The organism is Streptomyces sp. NPDC001070, from assembly GCF_053598835.1.
In genome coordinates, this window is record NZ_JBSFLB010000045.1 from 16,521 (window position 1) to 33,558 (window position 17,038).

The window sequence follows — 17,038 nt, forward strand, 5'->3', positions numbered from 1 at the left end:
ACCTGGACGTCACCCACATCGACACCGCTCCGAACCGGGCGCGCAGGCCTGCGCACCTCGTTCCGCGGGACTCACAGCACCTCCAGCGGCACGGGCCGGCTCGGCGGCGGGAACGCGGCGTCGAGCGCGGCCAGGGACTCCGGAGGGAGCCTGAGGTCCGCGGCCGCGCGGTTCTCGCGGACGTGCTCCGGCCGCCCGGAGCGGGGGATCGCCGCCGCGCCCTGCTCCAGCACCCATGCCAGGGCCACCTGGGCCGGGGTGGCACCCAGGCTTTCGGCCACGGCCCGCAGCGGTGCGGCACGCAGCAGCCGGCCCTGTTCGACGGGGGAGTACGCCATCACGCCCACACGATTGCGCCGGCACCAGGGGAGCAGGTCCCACTCGATGCCGCGCCGGGTGAGGTTGTAGAGCACCTGGTCCACCGCCACCGCCGACCCGCCGGGCAGGGAGGTCAGTTCGGCCATGTCCCCGGCGTCCAGGTTGCTCACCCCCCAGGTGCGGATCTTGCCTGCGGCCATCAGCTCGGTGAACCCGGTGGCGGTCTCCTCCAGCGGGTGCCGCCCCCGCCAGTGCAGCAGGTACAGGTCCAGGATGTCCGTACCGAGCCGCCGCAGGCTCGCCTCGCAGGCGGCGACGGTGCCGTGGCGGTCGGCGTGGTCCGGCAGCACCTTGCTGATCAGGAACACCTCGGCACGGTGCCCCGCGATGGCTTCCCCGACCAGTTCCTCCGCGGCGCCGTCGCCGTACATCTCGGCGGTGTCGACGACCGTCATGCCCAGGTCCAGACCCAGCCGCAGCGCAGCGATCTCCTCGCGCCGCCGGCCCGGGTCCTCACCGAGGTACCAGGTGCCCTGCCCGAGGGCCGGGATGTCCCTGGAGGAGAGCCGGATCGTCCGCATCGACGCTGTCGCCATCCCTGCCTCCCCGGCAGACCGTCACCCTTTCAGGCCATCACCGCGGATCCGGTCGTGCAACTCGATGGGCGCTACTGGTACCCGTACCCGTGCCCGCGCGTCGGTGCGCGGACGTGCCCGGTGAACGAGGGATGGAGGCGGGCGGCTCCGAGGAGGCCGGCGGCGCCGCGCACCGCCACCGTGTGCGGTGCCGGTACGACCTTGACGGGTGCGTCGAGCCGCCGCGCGGGGCGGGGGAGGACTCCCTCGCCGACTTCGCCCCCGCCCTGCTCATCGGGCTCGTGGTGGGCACCCGGTCCTCCGTGTTGACCGCGGCGCCTCCGGCCGTCGGGCTCCACCGCCGTACGCGGGCGTCCGCGGCCGCGCGGCCCGCGTCCGCGCGGCCTGTGGCGGCCGGCGGCGGGGGCACCTCCTCGGCGGCCGGCCGTGCTGCTCCTCCCGGGTGGTCGTGGGCACACGACCACCCGGGACGGGTAGGCAGCACATCGGTGCCATCCGTTCCCTGCCGCAACCGCCCCACGGAGCCGTCGTGAAAATCGGGATCTCGACCTTCATCACCGACCAGGGCATCCGCCCCGCCCCGCTCGGAACCGCCCTGGAGGAACGCGCGTTCGAGTCGCTGTTCATCGCCGAGCACAGCCACATCCCCGTGAAGCGGGAGTCCCCCTATCCGGGTGGCGGCGAGCTCCCGGAGATGTACTACCGCACGCTCGACCCCTTCGTCGCCCTGTCCGTGATCGCCGCCGTCACCCGGCGCCTGCTCCTGGGCACCGGGATCGCGCTGATCCCGCACCGCGACCCCATCCTCACGGCCAAGGAGGTGGCCTCCCTCGACCTGGTCTCCGACGGACGCGCCGTCTTCGGCGTCGGCATCGGCTGGAACCGCGAGGAGATGCGGAACCACGGCGCCGACCCCGCCACGCGCGGCCTGCTCACCGACGAACGGCTGCGCGCGATGCGTGAGTTGTGGACCTCGGACCAGGCCGAGTTCCACGGCCGGTTCGTCGACTTCGACCCCGTCTTCGCCTGGCCCAAGCCGGTGCAGCGGCCCCATCCGCCGATCTACGTCGGCGGCGGCGAGGGCGCGTTCCCGCGGGTCGCCCGGCTCGGCGACGGCTGGCTGGCCCTCGGCGCCTCGCCGGACGCCCTCCGCCCGCAGATCGAGCGGCTGCGCGAGGTCGCCGGACGCGACGTGCCGGTGACGGTGTACGGGGTCCGCGGCGGCCCCGAACAGCTCGAGGGCTACCAGCGCCTCGGGGTCGAGCGCGTGCTGTTCCAACTGCCGACGGTGCCGGAGAAGGAGACGCTGGAGCACCTGGACCGGCTCGCCGGACTAACCGACCGGTTCCGCTGACCCCCGCCGCCCGCGGACGACAGGGGCGCGATGCCCTCTTTGACGAGCACCGAGGCGAGGGAGCGTTTCGCCGCCGCGCGCGTCGCCCGCCTCGCCACGGCCGACGCGACCGGCCACCCGCACCTGGTGCCGGTGGTGTTCGCCGTGGACGGCGACACGATCGCGCTGGCCGTCGACCACAAGCCCAAACGGACGACACGGCTCAAACGCCTCGCCAACATCGCCGCCAACCCGTCCCTGTGCCTGCTCGTCGACCACTACGACGAGGACTGGGACCTCCTGTGGTGGGCCAGGGCCGACGGCGAGGCCCGCGTGCTCCCGCCCGCGGACCGCTCCGCCGCGGCGGCGCGCCACGTCGCCCTGCTCACGGCCAAGTACGGGCAGTACGCCCACCGCCGGCCCGACGGGCCCGTGGTGGAGGTCTCGGTGCTGCGATGGAGCGGCTGGCGCGCCGCGTGAGGCCGCGACCGGCCGGGTTCAGCCGGTGAGGCGGCGCGCCAGGTAGCCGGCCGTACGGCTGCCCGGCGCCCGGGCGATCTGCGCGGGACGCCCGGCGGCGACGACCTCGCCTCCCGCGTCACCACCGCCCGGGCCCAGGTCGATCACCCAGTCGGCACCGGCCACCACGCCCATCTCGTGCTCGACCACGAGCACCGAGTGACCCGCGTCGACCAGCCCGTGCAACTGCCGCATCAGCAGCTCCACATCGGCCGGGTGCAGCCCCGTCGTGGGCTCGTCCAGCAGATACACGGTGTGCCCGCGGCGCCCCCGCTGCAGCTCCGACGCGAGCTTGATGCGCTGCGCCTCACCGCCCGACAGCTCGGTGGCGGGCTGCCCCAGCCGCAGGTAACCCAGCCCCACCTCCTGAAGCGTGCGCAGGCTCCGCGCCACCGACGGGACGTCGGCGAAGAAGTCCGCCGCCGCGTCCACGGTCATGCCCAGCACCTCGGCGACGTTCCGGCCGCGGTAACGGACGCTCAGCGTCTCCTCGTCGTAGCGGTCCCCGTGGCAGGTCGGGCAGGGCGCGTACGTACCCGGCAGGAAGAGCAGTTCGACGGCGACGAAACCCTCGCCCTGGCAGGTCTCGCAGCGGCCGCCCGCGACGTTGAAGGAGAACCGCCCCGCCTTGTAGCCGTGCCGCCGCGCGTCGTCGGTGGCCGCGAAGAGCTTGCGTACGGAGTCGAACAGCCCGGTGTACGTGGCGAGATTGGACCGCGGGGTACGGCCGATGGGCTTCTGGTCCACCTGCACCAGGCGATCCACGGTCTCCAGCCCGTGCGCCACGACACCGGACGCCGCCCCGGCCCCGGCGCCGTCCCACTCGTCGCCGTCGCCGTCCTCCCTCGTGCCGCCCGCGGTGTCCGCCGGGCCCAGATGCCCCGTCAGCACCCCCGCGAGCACGCCGACCAGCGTCGACTTCCCCGAACCCGACACCCCGGTGATCGCCGTGAACACCCCGAGCGGCAGCTCGACGTCAAGACCCCGCAGATTGTGCCGCGTGATGCCGCGCAGACCCAGCCACGCGGACGGCTCGCGCGCACTGCGCCCGGCCGCCGCGTCGGGCCCGGCGGCGAACAGGAATCGGCGGGTGGCGGACTCGGCGACCGACTCCAGCCCCTCCACCGGGCCGCTGTACAGCACCCGGCCGCCGAGCTCGCCCGCGAGGGGCCCGACGTCGACGACCCAGTCGGCCCTGCGCACCACGTCCATGTCGTGCTCGACGACGAACACCGAGTTCCCCGCCTCGCGCAGCCGCACCAGCACGGTCAGCAGCGCCTCGCTGTCGGCCGGGTGCAGCCCGGCCGACGGCTCGTCCAGCACGTACACCACCCCGAACAGACCCGACCGCAACTGCGTGGCCAGGCGCAGGCGCTGGAGCTCGCCGGGGGAGAGGGTCGGCGTCGTGCGGTCCAGGCTCAGATAGCCCAGCCCGAGTTCGGCGATCACCTCGATCCGGGCGACGAGGTCCGCGCACAGCGTCGTGGCGATCCGCCGTTCCGGGCCCTCGGGCAGATCGTCCACCGCCCCCCGTGCGGCGGGCCGCAGCACCTCGGCGAGCCGTGCGAGCTGCATCGCGTTGAGCTCGGCGATGTTCCGGCCGGCGAAGGTGACGGCCAGCGATTCGGGGCGGAGCCGGCTGCCGCCGCAGGCCGGGCAGACCGAGCTCTCCAGGAACCGCTCCGCGCGGGCCCGCAGCGCGGGGCTCTTGGAGTCGGCGAACGTGTGCATCACATGGCGCCGGGCACTTTGGAAGGTGCCCTGGTACGGACGCTGGATGCGGCCGGCCTCCCGCACCGGGTGCACGGTCACCACGGGCTGCTCGTCGGTGAACAGGATCCACTCCCGGTCCTTCCGCGGCAGTTCGCGCCAGGGCCGGTCGATGTCGTACCCGAGGGTCCGCGTGACGTCCCGCAGGTTCTTGCCGTGCCATGCCCCCGGCCAGGCGGCGATCGCGCCGTCCCGGATGCTGAGCGACGGATCGGGGACCATCAGCTCCTCGGTGGCCCGGTGCACCCGGCCCAGGCCGTGGCAGACCGGGCACGCGCCCGCGGCCGTGTTGGGGGAGAAGGCGTCGGAGTCCACACGTTCCGCGTCCTCGGGGTAGCGGCCCGCGCGGGAGAAGAGCATCCGCAGCGTGTTGGACAAGGTGGTCACGGTGCCGACGTAGGAGCGCGAGGTGCCCGCACCGCGGCGTTGCTCCAGGGCGACCGCGGGGGGCAGCCCCAGGACGTCGTCGACCGCCGGCGCGCCCACCTGGTGGATGAGCCGGCGGGCGTACGGGGCGACGGACTCGAAGTAGCGCCGCTGGGCCTCCGCGTAGATCGTGCCGAAGGCCAGCGAGGACTTGCCCGAGCCGGACACCCCCGTGAACACCGCCAGCGCGTCCCGCGGGATGTCCACGTCGATGTTCCGCAGATTGTGCTCGCGGGCGCCGCGCACGCGGACGTAGGGGTCGTGGGCCGAGCTGTTCATGCCCCTCCGGACGGCACAGCGGTACGGAACGGGCGCGCGGCGCCGCGCCCCGCGCAACAGTCTGCGCTCGCCACCGCACGTCCGCAGGTCCACGGCACCGCCCCGGGCGCGGGCCGATCGGCCGGCGTCACGGCAGGTAGGACAGCAGCTTGCGGGCGGCGGGACTGACCCGGTCCTCCTGGGGCAGGGCGGCCGACACCTCCCACAGATGGTCCTCGGCGCCCACCAGGCCGACCGTGCGGAGCCCCGCGGCGTGCTCCTTGCGGGCGATCGGCTGCGGCACGACGGCGATGCCGAGCCCGTGGTGGACCAGGTCGATCAGGCTGTGCACGTCGTTGACCTCCAGGGCGACGCGGCGCTGCACGCGGTTCGCCGCGAAGGCCCGGTCGGTCAGCCCGCGCGCCCCCCAGTCGGGATGGAAGTCCACGAACACCTCGCCGCCGAGGTCCGCCCAGTCCGCCGTGCCCGCACCGGCCAGCCGGTGCTCCGGGTGGCACAGCAGGACCATCGGGGCCCGGGTGATCGGCTTCAGCCGCACCCCCTCCGGCGCCTCGCCGCTCAGGGCGGTGAACGCCACGTCGAGCCGGCCGCCGGTGATGTCCTGCACCAGCGCCGCCGATCCGGCCTGCCGCAGCCGGACCTCGACGCCCGGGTGCTGGGCGCGGAAGCGGGCCAGCAGCGCCGGCACGTCCACCCCGGCCAGGCACTGCTCGGTGCCGATCGTGAGCACTCCGCGCATCAGGCCCTGCACCGCCGCCACCGCCTCCTTGGCGGCCCGTACGCTGGCCAGGGCGCGGGAGGCCTCGCACAGCAGGGCCCGGCCGGCCGCGGTCAGCTCCACGCTTCGGGTGCTGCGCACGAAGAGCGGGGTCCCCAGTTCCTGCTCCAGGGCGCGGACGGAGGCGGACAGGCCGGACTGGGAGATCATCAGCCGCTCGGCGGCGCGTGTGAAGTGGTGCTCCTCCGCGACCGCGACGAAGTACTCCAGATGCCGTAGCTCCATGATTCAGAAGCCTAGCTCCTGAATGCGTTCGTTTTCTTCTATTGGACGTGTGGGTGCAGGTCCGGCGAGGCTTGACCCTGTGCCCGCGCGGCTGCGGCATCTTCCGGCCGCGCCGGCACGCCCATCAGTGCGCAAGAGCTGAGACGCAAGTCGAGAAAGGCCACGGACACATGCACACTCGCCGCATCGGGGACACCGAGGTCAGCGCGATCGGCCTGGGCGGCATGCCCATGTCGATCGAGGGCCGGCCGGACGAGGCACGGTCCATCGACACCATCCACGCCGCGCTCGACGCCGGCGTGACGCTGATCGACACCGCGGACGCGTACCACCTGAACGCCGACGACGTCGGCCACAACGAGATCCTCATCGCCAAGGCCCTCGCCTCGCACGAGCGCGGCTCCGAGGTCCTGGTCGCCACGAAGGGCGGACATCTGCGCCCCGGCGACGGCCTCTGGACGCTGGACGGTTCGCCCGAGCACATCAGGCAGGCCTGCGAGGACTCCCTGCGCCGCCTGGGCGTGGAGGCGATCGGCCTCTACCAGTTCCACCGCCCCGACCCCAAGGTGCCGTACGCCGAGTCGGTCGGCGCGGTGCGCGATCTGCTCGACGAGGGCAAGATCCGCATGGCGGGCATCTCCAACGCGAACCCGGACCAGATCCGGCAGGCCGGCGAGATCCTCGGCGGCCGCCTGGTCTCCGTGCAGAACCAGTTCTCCCCGGCCTTCCGCTCCAGCGAGCCGGAGCTGCAGCTGTGTGACGAGCTCGGCATCGCCTTCCTCCCCTGGAGCCCGCTCGGCGGCATCTCCCAGGCCCGCGAACTCGGCTCGGCCTATGCGCCGTTCGCCCGGGTGGCCGAGGCCCACGGCGTCAGCGCGCAGCGCGTGTGCCTGGCGTGGATGCTCGCCAAGTCGCCGGTCGTGATCCCGATCCCGGGCTCCAGCCGTCCGGAGACGATCCGCGACTCGGCGGCCGCCGCGGAGCTCGTGCTCACGGCCGAGGAGCTCGCTGAACTGGACGCCGTCTGACGCGTTGAGCGTCGCGGTCGCGGTCGCAAACGCGTGCCGTACGGAACGGGGCGGGGCGGCGCGCCGCCCCGTTCCGCCGCGCGGGTCAGGCGTTCGGGTCGAACGGGATGCCCGCGGGCTCGGCTTTCGCCAGGTGGGAGTTGAAGTTGCCGTCCTTCAGGCCGAAGACCGCGCTGCCGAAGTCGGCCTGGCTGAGCTTGTCGCGCAGGCCCGCGGGGTAGCCGTTCCAGCCGATCAGGTCGGGGAACTGCCAGCCGTGGTAGTGGTTCTCCGGCGGCTCGTCGTTGGCGTTGGCCGGGCGGAAGCAGTGCGTGCTCGCGCCGTCCTTGTGGTAGACGACCTTCGGGTGGGTGCCGTCCCAGCGGATCTGGTCGCGGCTGTAGATGTTGAAGTTGCCGTGGGCCGAAGTGGAGACGTACTGGGGCTGGTCGTTCTGCACCCAGACGACGACGTGCTCCCAGTCGTGCCGGTGCCCGCCGAGGCTGATGCCCGGGATGGCCTGGTCCTTCTCGAAGTAGAGGCCGTAAATGATGGCGCACCAGCCGTTGTTGCACTTGTAGCGCGCGTACCCGTTGGTGTTGTCCAGGTCCGACTGGTCGCGGCAGTTGCCGTTGAGGGCGCCGGTCGGGTTCAGGCCCGGGTTGACGGAGCCGTCGGGGCCGATGGCGGGAGTGGGGTAGCAGCCGTCCGTGTCGTAGTCGAACGCCGGCTGGAACGTCTGCTCCATGCCGTCCGCGTTGGCGGGCAGGGCGGGGGGCGGGGCGGCGAACGCCGTACCCGGAAGGGCGATCACCAGCGCGACCGCACTGCCGAAGACTGCCGATACCCTGCCGGTACGCGAGCTTCTCTTCACTGCTTCCTCCTGGTCGACCGCGGTGGGGGAGACACGGCCTGATTGACATGCTCGGCTCATCCTGGCCGAACCTCGGCGACACGTCGAGCGCCTCTAGGCGGCTCGTTGATGAAGCGTCAACCAATTGTGGGAGCAGGCCACTTCGGCGCCGTCTTCCGGGGTCTGCCGCCACGGCGTACCGATCTCCTCCGTACCGGGGAAACGGGTGACCGGATCTTGTCGGATTGCGCCCGCGGACGTCGTGGGGGCGTCCCGGCGAGGGGGGAACGACATGAAGTACGCAGTACCCGTGGCCCTGTTGCCGCTGCTGACCGCGTGCGCCGGCGGTCGGGGCCACGACTCGCCCGGCGGATCGCCGTCCGGTGCGTCGAGGCCGGGCGCGAGCGCGTCACGGAGCGCGGCGGCCAAGGCGCCGGCTCAGGACGGGAACCCGGTCGACGGCGCGGCGTTCTGCGCGTTCCTGACCGAGGAGGAGCCGAAGGTGAAGAGCGCCGGCTCCGAGGCCGGGGCGCGGGCCGCGCCGACGATCGACCTGGCCGCCTGGATCGAGAAGCACCCGGACCAGCAGCCGCGCACGGCGGCGGACTTCGACGACGCGTCACAGCGGACCTGCCCGAAGGTGCGCGCGTCGATCGCGGCCGCCACGGGCCACGGCAGCCTCAGGGAGGCGGTCGGCTGACGGCCCCGGGCCGCGGCTCCCCGGAGACGCGTCCCGACACAACGCCCCGCCGATGGATCGCCGCCCGCACCGGGGGCGACCGCAGCCTGGTGCGACGAGCGGCGAGGAGGCTGCGAGGAGGCTGTGCATGGCGTCGGCGGGCCCGGACTGGTCGGTGCTCGCGCCGCGCTGGGACCCGGCCCGGCGCAGCGCGGAGAGGGACGCCGCCGCGGAGGCGGAACTCGCGGCGCTCGCCCGCACGGCGCACCGCGTGGCCGGCGGCGGCATCCGGGCCGCCGTGCTGGGCGTCAACGACGGCCTGGTCACCAACCTCTGCCTGATCCTCGGCATCGCGGGGGCGAGCGCCGGTCCCGGGACCGCGCGGCTGACCGGCCTCGCTAGCCTGCTCGCCGGAGCGCTGTCCATGGCCGCGGGGGAGTGGGTCTCCGTACGCGGCCAGCGGGAGATCGCCGACGGCATGGAGGACGCGCTGCACCGGGCGTGGACGCGTTCGCCGCCGGTGGTGCCGGCGCACATGACACGGCGCATGCGCGACCGCGGTCTGGACACCGAGACGGCGGTCCGGGCCAGCCGGGGTATCGTCGCGGCCAAGCGCACGACCCGGCAGACCACGCTGCGCATCCTCTTCGGCGTCAGCGCCCAGGAGGCCGGTTCGCCCATGGTGGCGGCCGTCAGCTCGCTGCTGCTGTTCGCGGTCGGCGCCTTCGTACCGCTGGTGCCGTGGTTCTTCACCCCCGGCACCGCCGCGGTGGCGGTGTCCGCGGCCGTGACGGCCCTCGCCTCGCTTCTCGTCGGCGCCGTGCTCGGCTCCGGCTCGGGACCGCGCAAGGCCGCCTGGACCGCGGCGCGACAACTGCTCGTCGTCGCCGCCGCGTCGGCGGTGACCTACGCCCTGGGAGCCCTGGGCGGGCAGGCGGTGAGCCGACCCGCGGGCGCCCGGCGCGACCGCCCGCGCCGGGCCGCCCGGCGCGCCCCTACGACGCCTGGGCGGGCCGCCCGCCCCGCGGCCCGCTCCTGCGCTCCCGGAGGTGGGCGTGGGCCATGAACCCGATCAGGATCGCGAGCAGCACCGCCGACGAGCCCGCCGTTCCGAGGTCGAGGCCGCCCTTGGCGGTGGGTTTGGTGAGGAAGTCGCCCGCGGTGGCGCCGAGGGGGCGGGTGAGCACGAAGGCGATCCAGAACAGCAGCACGTTCGGCACGGCCGGGACATACCTGAGGGCGAGCAGCGCCGCGAGCAGTCCGCTGATGAGGAGGGCGCCCCCGGCGTAGCCGAGTCCGGAGCTGTCGGAGAGGAAGTCGCCCATGGACGTGCCGAGGGTGTTCGAGACCAGGATCGCCGACCAGAACAGGGCCTCGGCGCGGAGCGTGCCGATGTCGCGGAGGGCGAAGGGCAGCCCGGTGAGGCTCCAGGCGATGAAGATCGCGATCAGCAGGGAGACCAGGATCGCGGCACCGGCCGGATAGCCCAGCCCCAGTCCCTGTGGCCCCCATCCGAGTGATGTCGCCCCGTGGGCGAGGTACTTGGCGCTGGCATCACGGTTCATGAAGTCCGACATCGTGGTGCCGGCCATGCTGGTGGACAGGATGACGGTCCAGTAGAAGAAGGGGTTGTAGCGCCTGGACCTGAGCTGGACGGCCAGGGTGACCAGGAAGATCAGGAACAGCGCGACGGTGGTGAGGAAGTATCCGATCCCGAGGGTCTGGGCGAACAGGTCACCGGCCGTCTCGCCGAGGGTCGTCGCCGCGATCTTCATGATCCAGAAGGCCAGGGCGACCTCCGGCAACTTGCTCGGCGCGAAGCGTCCCGTGCTCTCGGTGGGTTCTTGGTCTTCTTGGTCCAGGGTCTGCGGCATCTCCGTCTCCATCTCCGTGCCTCCGGCGCGGAGCACGCCGCGACGGGCTGTCATCAAGGAATGTCCCGGTGCGCGGCACAAGCCGCGCGCGGCCGGCCGTCACAAGGCGCGGGCACCTGATCCGGGCCCGGCCCGCGCGCCTCAGCCCGCTATGAGCCGCGGACGGACCGCGACGGGGCTCGCTGCCGCGGGCGTGGACAGAGGCATCAAGGTGACCCTCACCGGGGGAGCGGGCGGCACGTGACGGCCGCCCCGCAGGCGTACGTCTACTCGCATGTAGACGGTCGGCTGGAGTCTAGGCGAGGAGTGCGGCGGGCGCGCGGTGGCGCGACGTAGCGCGTCCCTGATCCGCAGCCGAGGAGCCGCGGGCGGGGCCGGTCGGCGTAGTCCGCCGCGCGGGGGAGCGGCGGATGCGCCGAAGCTGGTGAGCAGTCGTCCGTCGGCACGCCACAGGGAGGCATTCCGTGACATCCATGAGCGAGGACGTCACCGCTCACGACTCCGGCACTTTCGCCCTCGGCGGCGACCTGCCCGTCCACCGGCTGGGATACGGGACGATGCAGCTCACCGGCGAGGGCGTGTGGGGCGACCCGCAGGACCCGGACGAGGCCGTACGGGTCCTGCGGCGCGCCGTGGCACTGGGCGTCACCTTCATGGACACCGCGGACTCCTACGGACCCTTCGTCGCGGAGCAGCTCATGCGCAAGGCCCTCCACCCGTATCCGCCGGACCTGGTGATCGCCACGAAGGCCGGCTTCGCGCGGCCCGGCCCGGGCGAGTGGGTCCCGGTCGGGCGGCCCGCGTACCTGCGGCAGCAGGTCGAGCTGAGCCTGCGCCATCTGGGGGTGGAGAGGATCGATCTGCTCCAGCTGCACCGCGTCGATCCGGAGGTCCCCATCGCGGACCAGGTCGGTGAACTCGCGGCCATGCAGGCGGAGGGCAAGATCCGGCACATCGGGCTGAGCGAGGTGAGCGCGGCCCAGATCGAGGAGGCCTCCCGGACGGCCGCCATCGTCTCCGTCCAGAACCGCTACAACCTCGCCGACCGCAGCTCCGAGGACGTGCTCGCCTATGCCGAGCAGCACGGCATGGGCTTCATCCCCTGGTTCCCCCTCGCCACCGGCGAACTGGCAAGGAATGGCGGCCCCTTGGACCGTGTCGCCGCCGAGCACGGCGCCTACCCGTCCCAGCTCGCCCTCGCGTGGCTGCTGCGCCGGTCGCCGGTCATGCTGCCGATCCCGGGCACGTCCAAGGTCGCCCACCTGGAGAACAACATCGCCGCCGCGGGCATCAGGCTCACCGACGAGCAGTACGACGCGCTGACGGCGGCGGTCTGACGCGCGAGGCGGCCGGGACAGGCCGGGGCTCGTTGACGGCGGAGATCCGGAAGCCGGCTGCGGCGAAGGCGTCCGTCATCGCGTGCAGCGGCCTGTTCCAGAAGCTCATGGGAACGGCCCGGCCGCCCACGGTCGTCCGCTGCCCCGTCCCACGGGTGCGGGCATGGCGGCCCTGAGGTCGGTAGGTTCCCCGCGCCGCGGCGGTGCAGGAGGGCGGGGCGCCCGGAACTACCTGCAAGGGCCCGCCGCTCAGGGGCCGTCCGTCGGACCCTCCGACTCCTCGCGACTCGCGTGTCCGAAGCCGTCCTGGCCATCGAGCAGTTCCCGCAGCCGCGCCTTGCGCCTGTCGCCTCCTGGCGTGGTGGGGCGCTGCCCGGCGGACCTCTCCCTGATGAGCCGTCCCGAGGCCTTCCATCGCGGAGGGCCTTGGTCGGCGTGCCGGGCCCCGTACAGGAGAGCCCGGGTCTCGGCCAGGTCGGGGACCACCGAGACGGGCTGCCACGCGTATCCGTCCCATCGCGAGACGAGACGCGGTGCGTCCGGATCCACGTGGGAACCCCGGGGGGTCCCCGAGGCGAGCGTGCTGACGCGGAGGCGGCCGACCTTGCGTTCCTGCTCCTCCTCGCGGCGTCGCACCCACCGCTCCAAGGGTTCGTCGTCCATCCCGTCAGGATGGACCACCGCCGCCCGGCATGCCACCACCAGGGCCGGGTTCCGGGCGGCTCCAACGCCGCGTTGCCGATGACGCGTTCCGGCGCACACCAGCCGCGGCGGGTCTGGCGGCCCCTGCAGGACGCACGATAGGAAGATCGGATGACTCGTCTTCCCGTCTGCGGCCCCGAAGGGCCCTTGCGTGCCACAACTGCCGCCCGGGAGCCCGCGCCGGTGCGCGCCGTGCTCTTCGACTTCTCCGGGACGCTGTTCCAGATCGCCTCGTACGCGGACCGCATCCGGGCGGCCCTCGAACGTCCCGTGGACGAGGCGGAGATGGACCGGCTGCTGGACGGGCTGGAGGCGGGGCTCGCCGACCCCGGGGTGATCCAGGCGCAGCTGGGCCGGGACGTGTCCTCCAAGGCGCATCGCCACGCCTTCACGACCTGGTACGCCTCGGTACCCGAGCTGGCGCCGTACGCCGGGGCGCTCTACGAGCAACTGCAGGCGCCCGAGCACTGGGTGCCGTACGCGGACACCGAGGCCACCCTGCGGGCATTGCGGGGTGCGGGTGTCGCGATGGGCGTCGTGAGCGACGTCGGCTGGGATCTGCGGACGACCTTCGCCCATCACCGGCTCGACCACTACTTCTCGGCATGGGTGCACTCCTACGCGTACGACACCGAGAAACCCGACCCGGTCCTGTTCGGGCACGCCTGCCGCGAGCTGGACGTCGACCCGGTCCGGACCCTGATGGTCGGCGATCATCCGGCCAAGGACGGCGGCGCGGCCGGCGCGGGCCTGCGCTCCTACGTGCTGCCGGCCGGCGCCGCCCCCGGCGCGCGGCGAGGGCTGGACGCGGTGCTCCGGCTCGTCGGCATCACCTCACCATGAGGCCGTCCGCGGGCGGGAACGGGCGCCGGTGATGGTGGACTTCCCATCAGGTGCCGTCGCATCGCCTGCGTTCGGTGCGGTCGCGGCCGGATCCTCGGACCTACGGGCCGTGGACCCTCACGGAACACCCGTGCCGACCAGGTAGGGCCGCCCGGCGCGCGGGACGTCGGCCCCCGGCCGTCAGTCCCGGTTCCACGCGATCTTCAGCCCGCGCCCCTGCGCGCGCCCGGCCTCGGCGGCGGGACGGCGCGTGGACGGGTCGAGCGGGTTCGTGCCGATCGCCGCCAGCGACGCCTCGTCGGGGTCGATGACCGCCACCTCGGCGCCCGCCGCCCGCAGCTCCTGCACGGCCCGCTCCAGCGGCTTCTCGCTGGGGAAGAGCTCCGCGGCCCCCATCGGAACGATCACCAGCACCCGCGACGCACCGGCGGCGTAGTCGGCGTTCGCGGTCGACCGCACCCCGCCGTCGACGTAGCGGCGCCCGTCGATCGTGGCGGGGGGCCACACACCCGGTACGGCGCAGCTCGCCGCGACCGCGTCGACCAGGTTCACCCCCGAGGCGCTGTCGAGGAGCCGTGGCTGCCCCGTCTCCGCGTCCACGACGACGATCCGAAGCGCACGCGACGTGGGCCAGTCAAGCGACGGCAAGCGGGACTCGATCACCCTGCGCCGTTCCGCCTCCGACACGGTCTCGGCGTCGAGTGCGTACCGGCCGACCGCGCGCCGCATGTCGGGGACGGTGGCCGCGTCCCGCAGCACGTCGGCGATCCGCGCGCCGAAGTTCGCCAGGTCCACGTCGGCCATGATCTCGGCCGACTGCAGCTCCGGCTCGGTCTGCCGGGCGTAGAGCTCCTCCAGCGACAGCCCGCTGCCCAGCTGTGCCGCGACCGTCGATCCCGCGGACGTCCCGACGAGTACCTCGGCGCCTGTGACGTCCCGACCCGCGTCCGCGAGGCCCGCCAGCAGTCCGGTGATCCAGGCGATCCCGGCGACGCCCCCGCCGCCGAGCACCAGCGCCTCGGTCATCTTCCGTCCTCTCCCGTGCCGATGTCCCCGTCAATCCTCGCCTCATCCTCTCCCAAGCCGTCCACAGGCACGACTCGGGGACATGTCCTGCCAACGGGGGTGCGCGGAGGGCCGGTTGACCGCCCGGCCGGCCGGTGACCCGCTCCACGGAACAACGCCCCGCCCCGGCTCGCACCCGCCGGGAACGGCGGCGGGCCGGTGGACTCGCCGAGTCCGCCCCCGGCCGTGACGTCGTCCACGGCGATCACGATCCGTGCCGCCTCGCTCACGCCTGGCGTCATGCGGTTGCCGTGAGGGCGATTCCTCTGGTAGTGGATGGATTCATGCCGATATAGGATGAATCACCCGGGTAGTGGACAGCGGGGTCGTCCGTGGTTCGAGATACGGAACCGGAGCGCGCCGGCTGCCGCCGCCCGACGCGACAGCGTGCGGACCGGGTTCCGTGTCCGCGGCCACGGCAACGTCCGGAGTGGTGAGCATGTTTGACACACTGATCCGTCCCGGGCCCACCACCGGCCCCGCGCCCCGGCCCGCACCGGCACTGCGCCCGCACCGCGACAGGGTGCCGCCCACCCCGACGCCGCCCTGCGAGGAGAGCACCACCGCGGGTATCTCCTACCCCGAGCCGCCGGACGTCCCGAGGGCCTGGGAAGTGGTCGCGCTGGTGGCGATCTTCGCTGTGACGCTCCTGATCGCCATCGGGATGTTCGGCAGGATTCTGACGCTCTGACCCGACACGGCCGGCCGTGCACCGCTCAGTGGCAGTCGTAGCGGTGCGCGTACGGCAGGTCGGGGCACTGGCGGCACAGGAAGACGTATATGCCTCCCGCGTCGCCCATGACCATGTCCGGACCGATGGCGTCCACGACGGCGTCGTCCGCCGGGGACTCCCACAGCGCCGCGCCGGTGACGCCCGCGCGATGCTCGTCGACCGGGAGCCAGCGGCCGTAGGCGGGCTCCCCGGTGACGCTCAGCAGGTGCTCCATGCTGTGGCCCGCGGCGCACCGCGGCCAGTTCGGCGGCTGCGTCCAGGCCGGGTAGCCGCCGACCTTGTTCTGCAGGGCGCTGGCGAACTCGGTGTACCAGTCGCCGAAGCGCTCCTCGATCTCCTCCAGCCGGGGCCGGAGGGAGCGCGCGAGCTCCTCCGGCAGGTCCTGAGCGGGGTACTCCACCGCCGGGGTGGGCGAGACCGTGCAGGGCCGGGGCACGGTGTCTCCCTTCGCGGTGCCCGGACGGCGGCCCTGGCGTACCGGCCGCGGGCCCCGGGGCGCGTCCCCGAGGGGTGGCCGGTGTCGTGTCTCCAGTGACTCCCGTCGGCGCGATGCTGTCATGTCACAGGAATTCATGACTTGACGGTTTTCGGAGTCGACGGTAGGGGCCGGGAGGGCGCAGGGGCCGGGCGGGCGGATTATCGGGACGCGCGCGCGGGCGTCAAGTACCGAATTGCCGGGGCAGGACAAGCCGGTGGCACCGGTGCCTACTGGAGGGCAGCGCCGCCAGGTCCACGGTCAGGCGCCCTGACGACACCGTCCGCGAGGGAGCGCCACCATGCCCGGAAAGAGGTCCGATGTCCTGACCGCCGTGCCGGCCGGCCCGATCGGCGAGCCGGCCGCCGGCTCCGCCGCCGTCCCGGCCGATGCCGACTTCTTCTACGATCTGGGGGCCGATTCGCTGCTCATGGCGCAGTTCTGCGCCCGGGTGCGCAAGCGGCCGGAGCTGCCCGCGGTCTCCATGAAGGACGTCTACCGGTATCCCACGGCGGCGGCCCTGGCCGCCGGGCTGGCCGGCCGCACCATGCCCGCTCCATCGGCCGTGTCCCAGGCCCCACCTGACGACGGTCCTCCCGCCGGGGCGGCGCGGGGGGCCGGTTGGTTCGTGCTCTGCGGGGTCCTGCAAGTGGCGATCTTCCTGGCCGGCTGGTTCGCGCTGGCCGAGCGCGCCGCGACCGGCTTCCGTCCGCTCCGGCCGCTGTACTGCTCGATCCACCAGCCCGAGTTCCGGCGGCACGAGCGCTACTGGAAGCTGGCCTCGCCCGACTACCTCAAGTGGTTCGGCGGAACCCCCTTCAAGCCCCTGCTGCTGCGGCTGCTGGGCGCACGCGTCGGGCGCCGGGTCTTCGACGACGGCTGCTTCCCGCCCGAGCGGTCGCTGGTGGCCATCGGCGACGAGTGCACCCTGAACGCGGGCACGGTGATCCAGTGCCACTCCCAGGAGGACGGTGCCTTCAAGTCCGACCGCACCACGCTGGGGGCCGGCTGCACCCTCGGGGCCGGCGCCTTCGTCCACTACGGCGTGACCCTCGGCGACCACGCGGTACTGGCGCCGGACTCCTTCCTGACGAAGGGGGAGGACGTGCCCGCCCACGCCGCCTGGGGCGGCAATCCGGACCGGGACATGCCCCACGCCACCCCGCCGCCGAGCCCCTGAGCCACGCCGCTTCACGAACTGACGCCACCTCACGAAGACGTCCGGC

At 73.3% G+C, this 17,038-nt stretch carries 16 protein-coding genes and 2 pseudogenes; 10 read left to right on the forward strand and 8 right to left on the reverse strand.

Annotated features, from left to right (window positions below):
- Positions 1 to 71: 71 nt before the first annotated feature.
- Positions 72 to 914: an aldo/keto reductase gene (locus ACWDAS_RS36890; RefSeq protein ID WP_450399674.1), complete on the reverse strand. Its 843-nt coding sequence runs from the start codon at positions 912 to 914 to the stop codon at positions 72 to 74.
- 529 nt (positions 915 to 1,443) lie between these two features.
- Here ACWDAS_RS36890 and ACWDAS_RS36895 point away from each other — a divergent pair.
- Positions 1,444 to 2,268 (forward strand): LLM class F420-dependent oxidoreductase, encoded by an 825-nt coding sequence (locus ACWDAS_RS36895; RefSeq protein ID WP_450399676.1) that lies wholly within the window; start codon positions 1,444 to 1,446, stop codon positions 2,266 to 2,268.
- A gap of 30 nt (positions 2,269 to 2,298) precedes the next feature.
- A complete protein-coding gene (locus tag ACWDAS_RS36900; protein ID WP_450399677.1) occupies positions 2,299 to 2,727 on the forward strand; it encodes a TIGR03668 family PPOX class F420-dependent oxidoreductase in 429 nt (142 codons plus the stop codon).
- Between the two features lie 18 nt (positions 2,728 to 2,745).
- Here ACWDAS_RS36900 and ACWDAS_RS36905 read toward each other — a convergent pair whose 3' ends face one another.
- Together ACWDAS_RS36905 and ACWDAS_RS36910 are read right to left on the reverse strand one after the other, a co-directional pair.
- Positions 2,746 to 5,241 carry an ABC transporter gene (locus tag ACWDAS_RS36905; protein WP_450399678.1) on the reverse strand — a complete coding sequence of 832 codons (2,496 nt, stop codon included), beginning with the start codon at positions 5,239 to 5,241 and terminating at the stop codon, positions 2,746 to 2,748.
- 127 nt (positions 5,242 to 5,368) lie between these two features.
- Positions 5,369 to 6,244: a LysR family transcriptional regulator gene (locus tag ACWDAS_RS36910; RefSeq protein WP_450399679.1), complete on the reverse strand. Its 876-nt coding sequence runs from the start codon at positions 6,242 to 6,244 to the stop codon at positions 5,369 to 5,371.
- Between the two features lie 170 nt (positions 6,245 to 6,414).
- On the opposite strand from ACWDAS_RS36910, the gene ACWDAS_RS36915 reads away from it, so the two are divergent.
- Complete coding sequence (locus ACWDAS_RS36915) at positions 6,415 to 7,272, forward strand: aldo/keto reductase (protein ID WP_450399682.1); 858 nt, start codon at positions 6,415 to 6,417, stop codon at positions 7,270 to 7,272.
- Positions 7,273 to 7,357: 85 nt separating this feature from the next.
- On the opposite strand, the gene ACWDAS_RS36920 is transcribed toward ACWDAS_RS36915, so the two are convergent.
- Entirely contained in the window at positions 7,358 to 8,125 is a 768-nt protein-coding gene (locus ACWDAS_RS36920; RefSeq protein ID WP_450399684.1) for an NPP1 family protein, read from the reverse strand.
- A 271-nt stretch (positions 8,126 to 8,396) separates the two neighbouring features.
- On the opposite strand from ACWDAS_RS36920, the gene ACWDAS_RS36925 reads away from it, so the two are divergent.
- A complete protein-coding gene (locus ACWDAS_RS36925; protein WP_450399686.1) occupies positions 8,397 to 8,804 on the forward strand; it encodes a hypothetical protein in 408 nt (135 codons plus the stop codon).
- Positions 8,805 to 8,931: 127 nt separating this feature from the next.
- Positions 8,932 to 9,849 carry a VIT1/CCC1 transporter family protein gene (locus ACWDAS_RS36930; protein ID WP_450399689.1) on the forward strand — a complete coding sequence of 306 codons (918 nt, stop codon included), beginning with the start codon at positions 8,932 to 8,934 and terminating at the stop codon, positions 9,847 to 9,849.
- Here the strand turns inward: ACWDAS_RS36930 and ACWDAS_RS36935 are convergent.
- Positions 9,779 to 10,711 (reverse strand): COG4705 family protein, encoded by a 933-nt coding sequence (locus tag ACWDAS_RS36935; protein ID WP_450399690.1) that lies wholly within the window; start codon positions 10,709 to 10,711, stop codon positions 9,779 to 9,781. The two genes, ACWDAS_RS36930 and ACWDAS_RS36935, sit on opposite strands and share 71 nt — an antisense overlap.
- A gap of 419 nt (positions 10,712 to 11,130) precedes the next feature.
- Between ACWDAS_RS36935 and ACWDAS_RS36940 the strand changes: the two genes are divergently transcribed.
- Positions 11,131 to 11,994: an aldo/keto reductase gene (locus tag ACWDAS_RS36940; protein ID WP_450399746.1), complete on the forward strand. Its 864-nt coding sequence runs from the start codon at positions 11,131 to 11,133 to the stop codon at positions 11,992 to 11,994.
- A 249-nt stretch (positions 11,995 to 12,243) separates the two neighbouring features.
- Here the strand turns inward: ACWDAS_RS36940 and ACWDAS_RS36945 are convergent, their stop codons facing one another.
- Positions 12,244 to 12,657, reverse strand: coding sequence for a DUF6087 family protein (locus tag ACWDAS_RS36945; protein WP_450399693.1), 414 nt, complete (start codon positions 12,655 to 12,657; stop codon positions 12,244 to 12,246).
- 150 nt (positions 12,658 to 12,807) lie between these two features.
- On the opposite strand from ACWDAS_RS36945, the gene ACWDAS_RS36950 reads away from it, so the two are divergent.
- Entirely contained in the window at positions 12,808 to 13,539 is a 732-nt protein-coding gene (locus tag ACWDAS_RS36950) for an HAD-IA family hydrolase (RefSeq protein ID WP_450399695.1), read from the forward strand.
- A gap of 180 nt (positions 13,540 to 13,719) precedes the next feature.
- Here ACWDAS_RS36950 and ACWDAS_RS36955 read toward each other — a convergent pair whose 3' ends face one another.
- The gene (locus ACWDAS_RS36955; protein WP_450399697.1) at positions 13,720 to 14,565 is read right to left on the reverse strand and encodes a patatin-like phospholipase family protein; all 846 of its coding nucleotides are present in this window, start codon (positions 14,563 to 14,565) and stop codon (positions 13,720 to 13,722) included.
- 478 nt (positions 14,566 to 15,043) lie between these two features.
- On the opposite strand from ACWDAS_RS36955, the gene ACWDAS_RS36960 reads away from it, so the two are divergent.
- A complete protein-coding gene (locus ACWDAS_RS36960) occupies positions 15,044 to 15,295 on the forward strand; it encodes a DUF6480 family protein (RefSeq protein WP_450399699.1) in 252 nt (83 codons plus the stop codon).
- Positions 15,296 to 15,320: 25 nt separating this feature from the next.
- Here the strand turns inward: ACWDAS_RS36960 and ACWDAS_RS36965 are convergent, their stop codons facing one another.
- A complete protein-coding gene (locus tag ACWDAS_RS36965; protein ID WP_450399701.1) occupies positions 15,321 to 15,773 on the reverse strand; it encodes a hypothetical protein in 453 nt (150 codons plus the stop codon).
- A 340-nt stretch (positions 15,774 to 16,113) separates the two neighbouring features.
- On the opposite strand from ACWDAS_RS36965, the pseudogene ACWDAS_RS36970 reads away from it, so the two are divergent.
- Together ACWDAS_RS36970 and ACWDAS_RS36975 are read left to right on the forward strand one after the other, a co-directional pair.
- A pseudogene (locus tag ACWDAS_RS36970) lies at positions 16,114 to 16,329 on the forward strand (acyl carrier protein); the annotation flags it as partial.
- A 111-nt stretch (positions 16,330 to 16,440) separates the two neighbouring features.
- Positions 16,441 to 16,992, forward strand: a pseudogene (locus ACWDAS_RS36975) (DapH/DapD/GlmU-related protein); the annotation flags it as partial.
- Between the last annotated feature and the right edge of the window lie 46 nt (positions 16,993 to 17,038).

Coding starts and splice junctions, on each gene's coding strand:
- ACWDAS_RS36890 (WP_450399674.1), bottom strand. CDS start 914: ATGGCGACAGCGTCGATGCGGACGATCCGGCTCTCCTCCAGGGACATC.
- ACWDAS_RS36900 (WP_450399677.1), top strand. CDS start 2,299: ATGCCCTCTTTGACGAGCACCGAGGCGAGGGAGCGTTTCGCCGCCGCG.
- ACWDAS_RS36905 (WP_450399678.1), bottom strand. CDS start 5,241: ATGAACAGCTCGGCCCACGACCCCTACGTCCGCGTGCGCGGCGCCCGC.
- ACWDAS_RS36910 (WP_450399679.1), bottom strand. CDS start 6,244: ATGGAGCTACGGCATCTGGAGTACTTCGTCGCGGTCGCGGAGGAGCAC.
- ACWDAS_RS36915 (WP_450399682.1), top strand. CDS start 6,415: ATGCACACTCGCCGCATCGGGGACACCGAGGTCAGCGCGATCGGCCTG.
- ACWDAS_RS36925 (WP_450399686.1), top strand. CDS start 8,397: ATGAAGTACGCAGTACCCGTGGCCCTGTTGCCGCTGCTGACCGCGTGC.
- ACWDAS_RS36930 (WP_450399689.1), top strand. CDS start 8,932: ATGGCGTCGGCGGGCCCGGACTGGTCGGTGCTCGCGCCGCGCTGGGAC.
- ACWDAS_RS36935 (WP_450399690.1), bottom strand. CDS start 10,711: ATGACAGCCCGTCGCGGCGTGCTCCGCGCCGGAGGCACGGAGATGGAG.
- ACWDAS_RS36940 (WP_450399746.1), top strand. CDS start 11,131: ATGAGCGAGGACGTCACCGCTCACGACTCCGGCACTTTCGCCCTCGGC.
- ACWDAS_RS36945 (WP_450399693.1), bottom strand. CDS start 12,657: ATGGACGACGAACCCTTGGAGCGGTGGGTGCGACGCCGCGAGGAGGAG.
- ACWDAS_RS36950 (WP_450399695.1), top strand. CDS start 12,808: ATGACTCGTCTTCCCGTCTGCGGCCCCGAAGGGCCCTTGCGTGCCACA.
- ACWDAS_RS36955 (WP_450399697.1), bottom strand. CDS start 14,565: ATGACCGAGGCGCTGGTGCTCGGCGGCGGGGGCGTCGCCGGGATCGCC.
- ACWDAS_RS36960 (WP_450399699.1), top strand. CDS start 15,044: ATGTTTGACACACTGATCCGTCCCGGGCCCACCACCGGCCCCGCGCCC.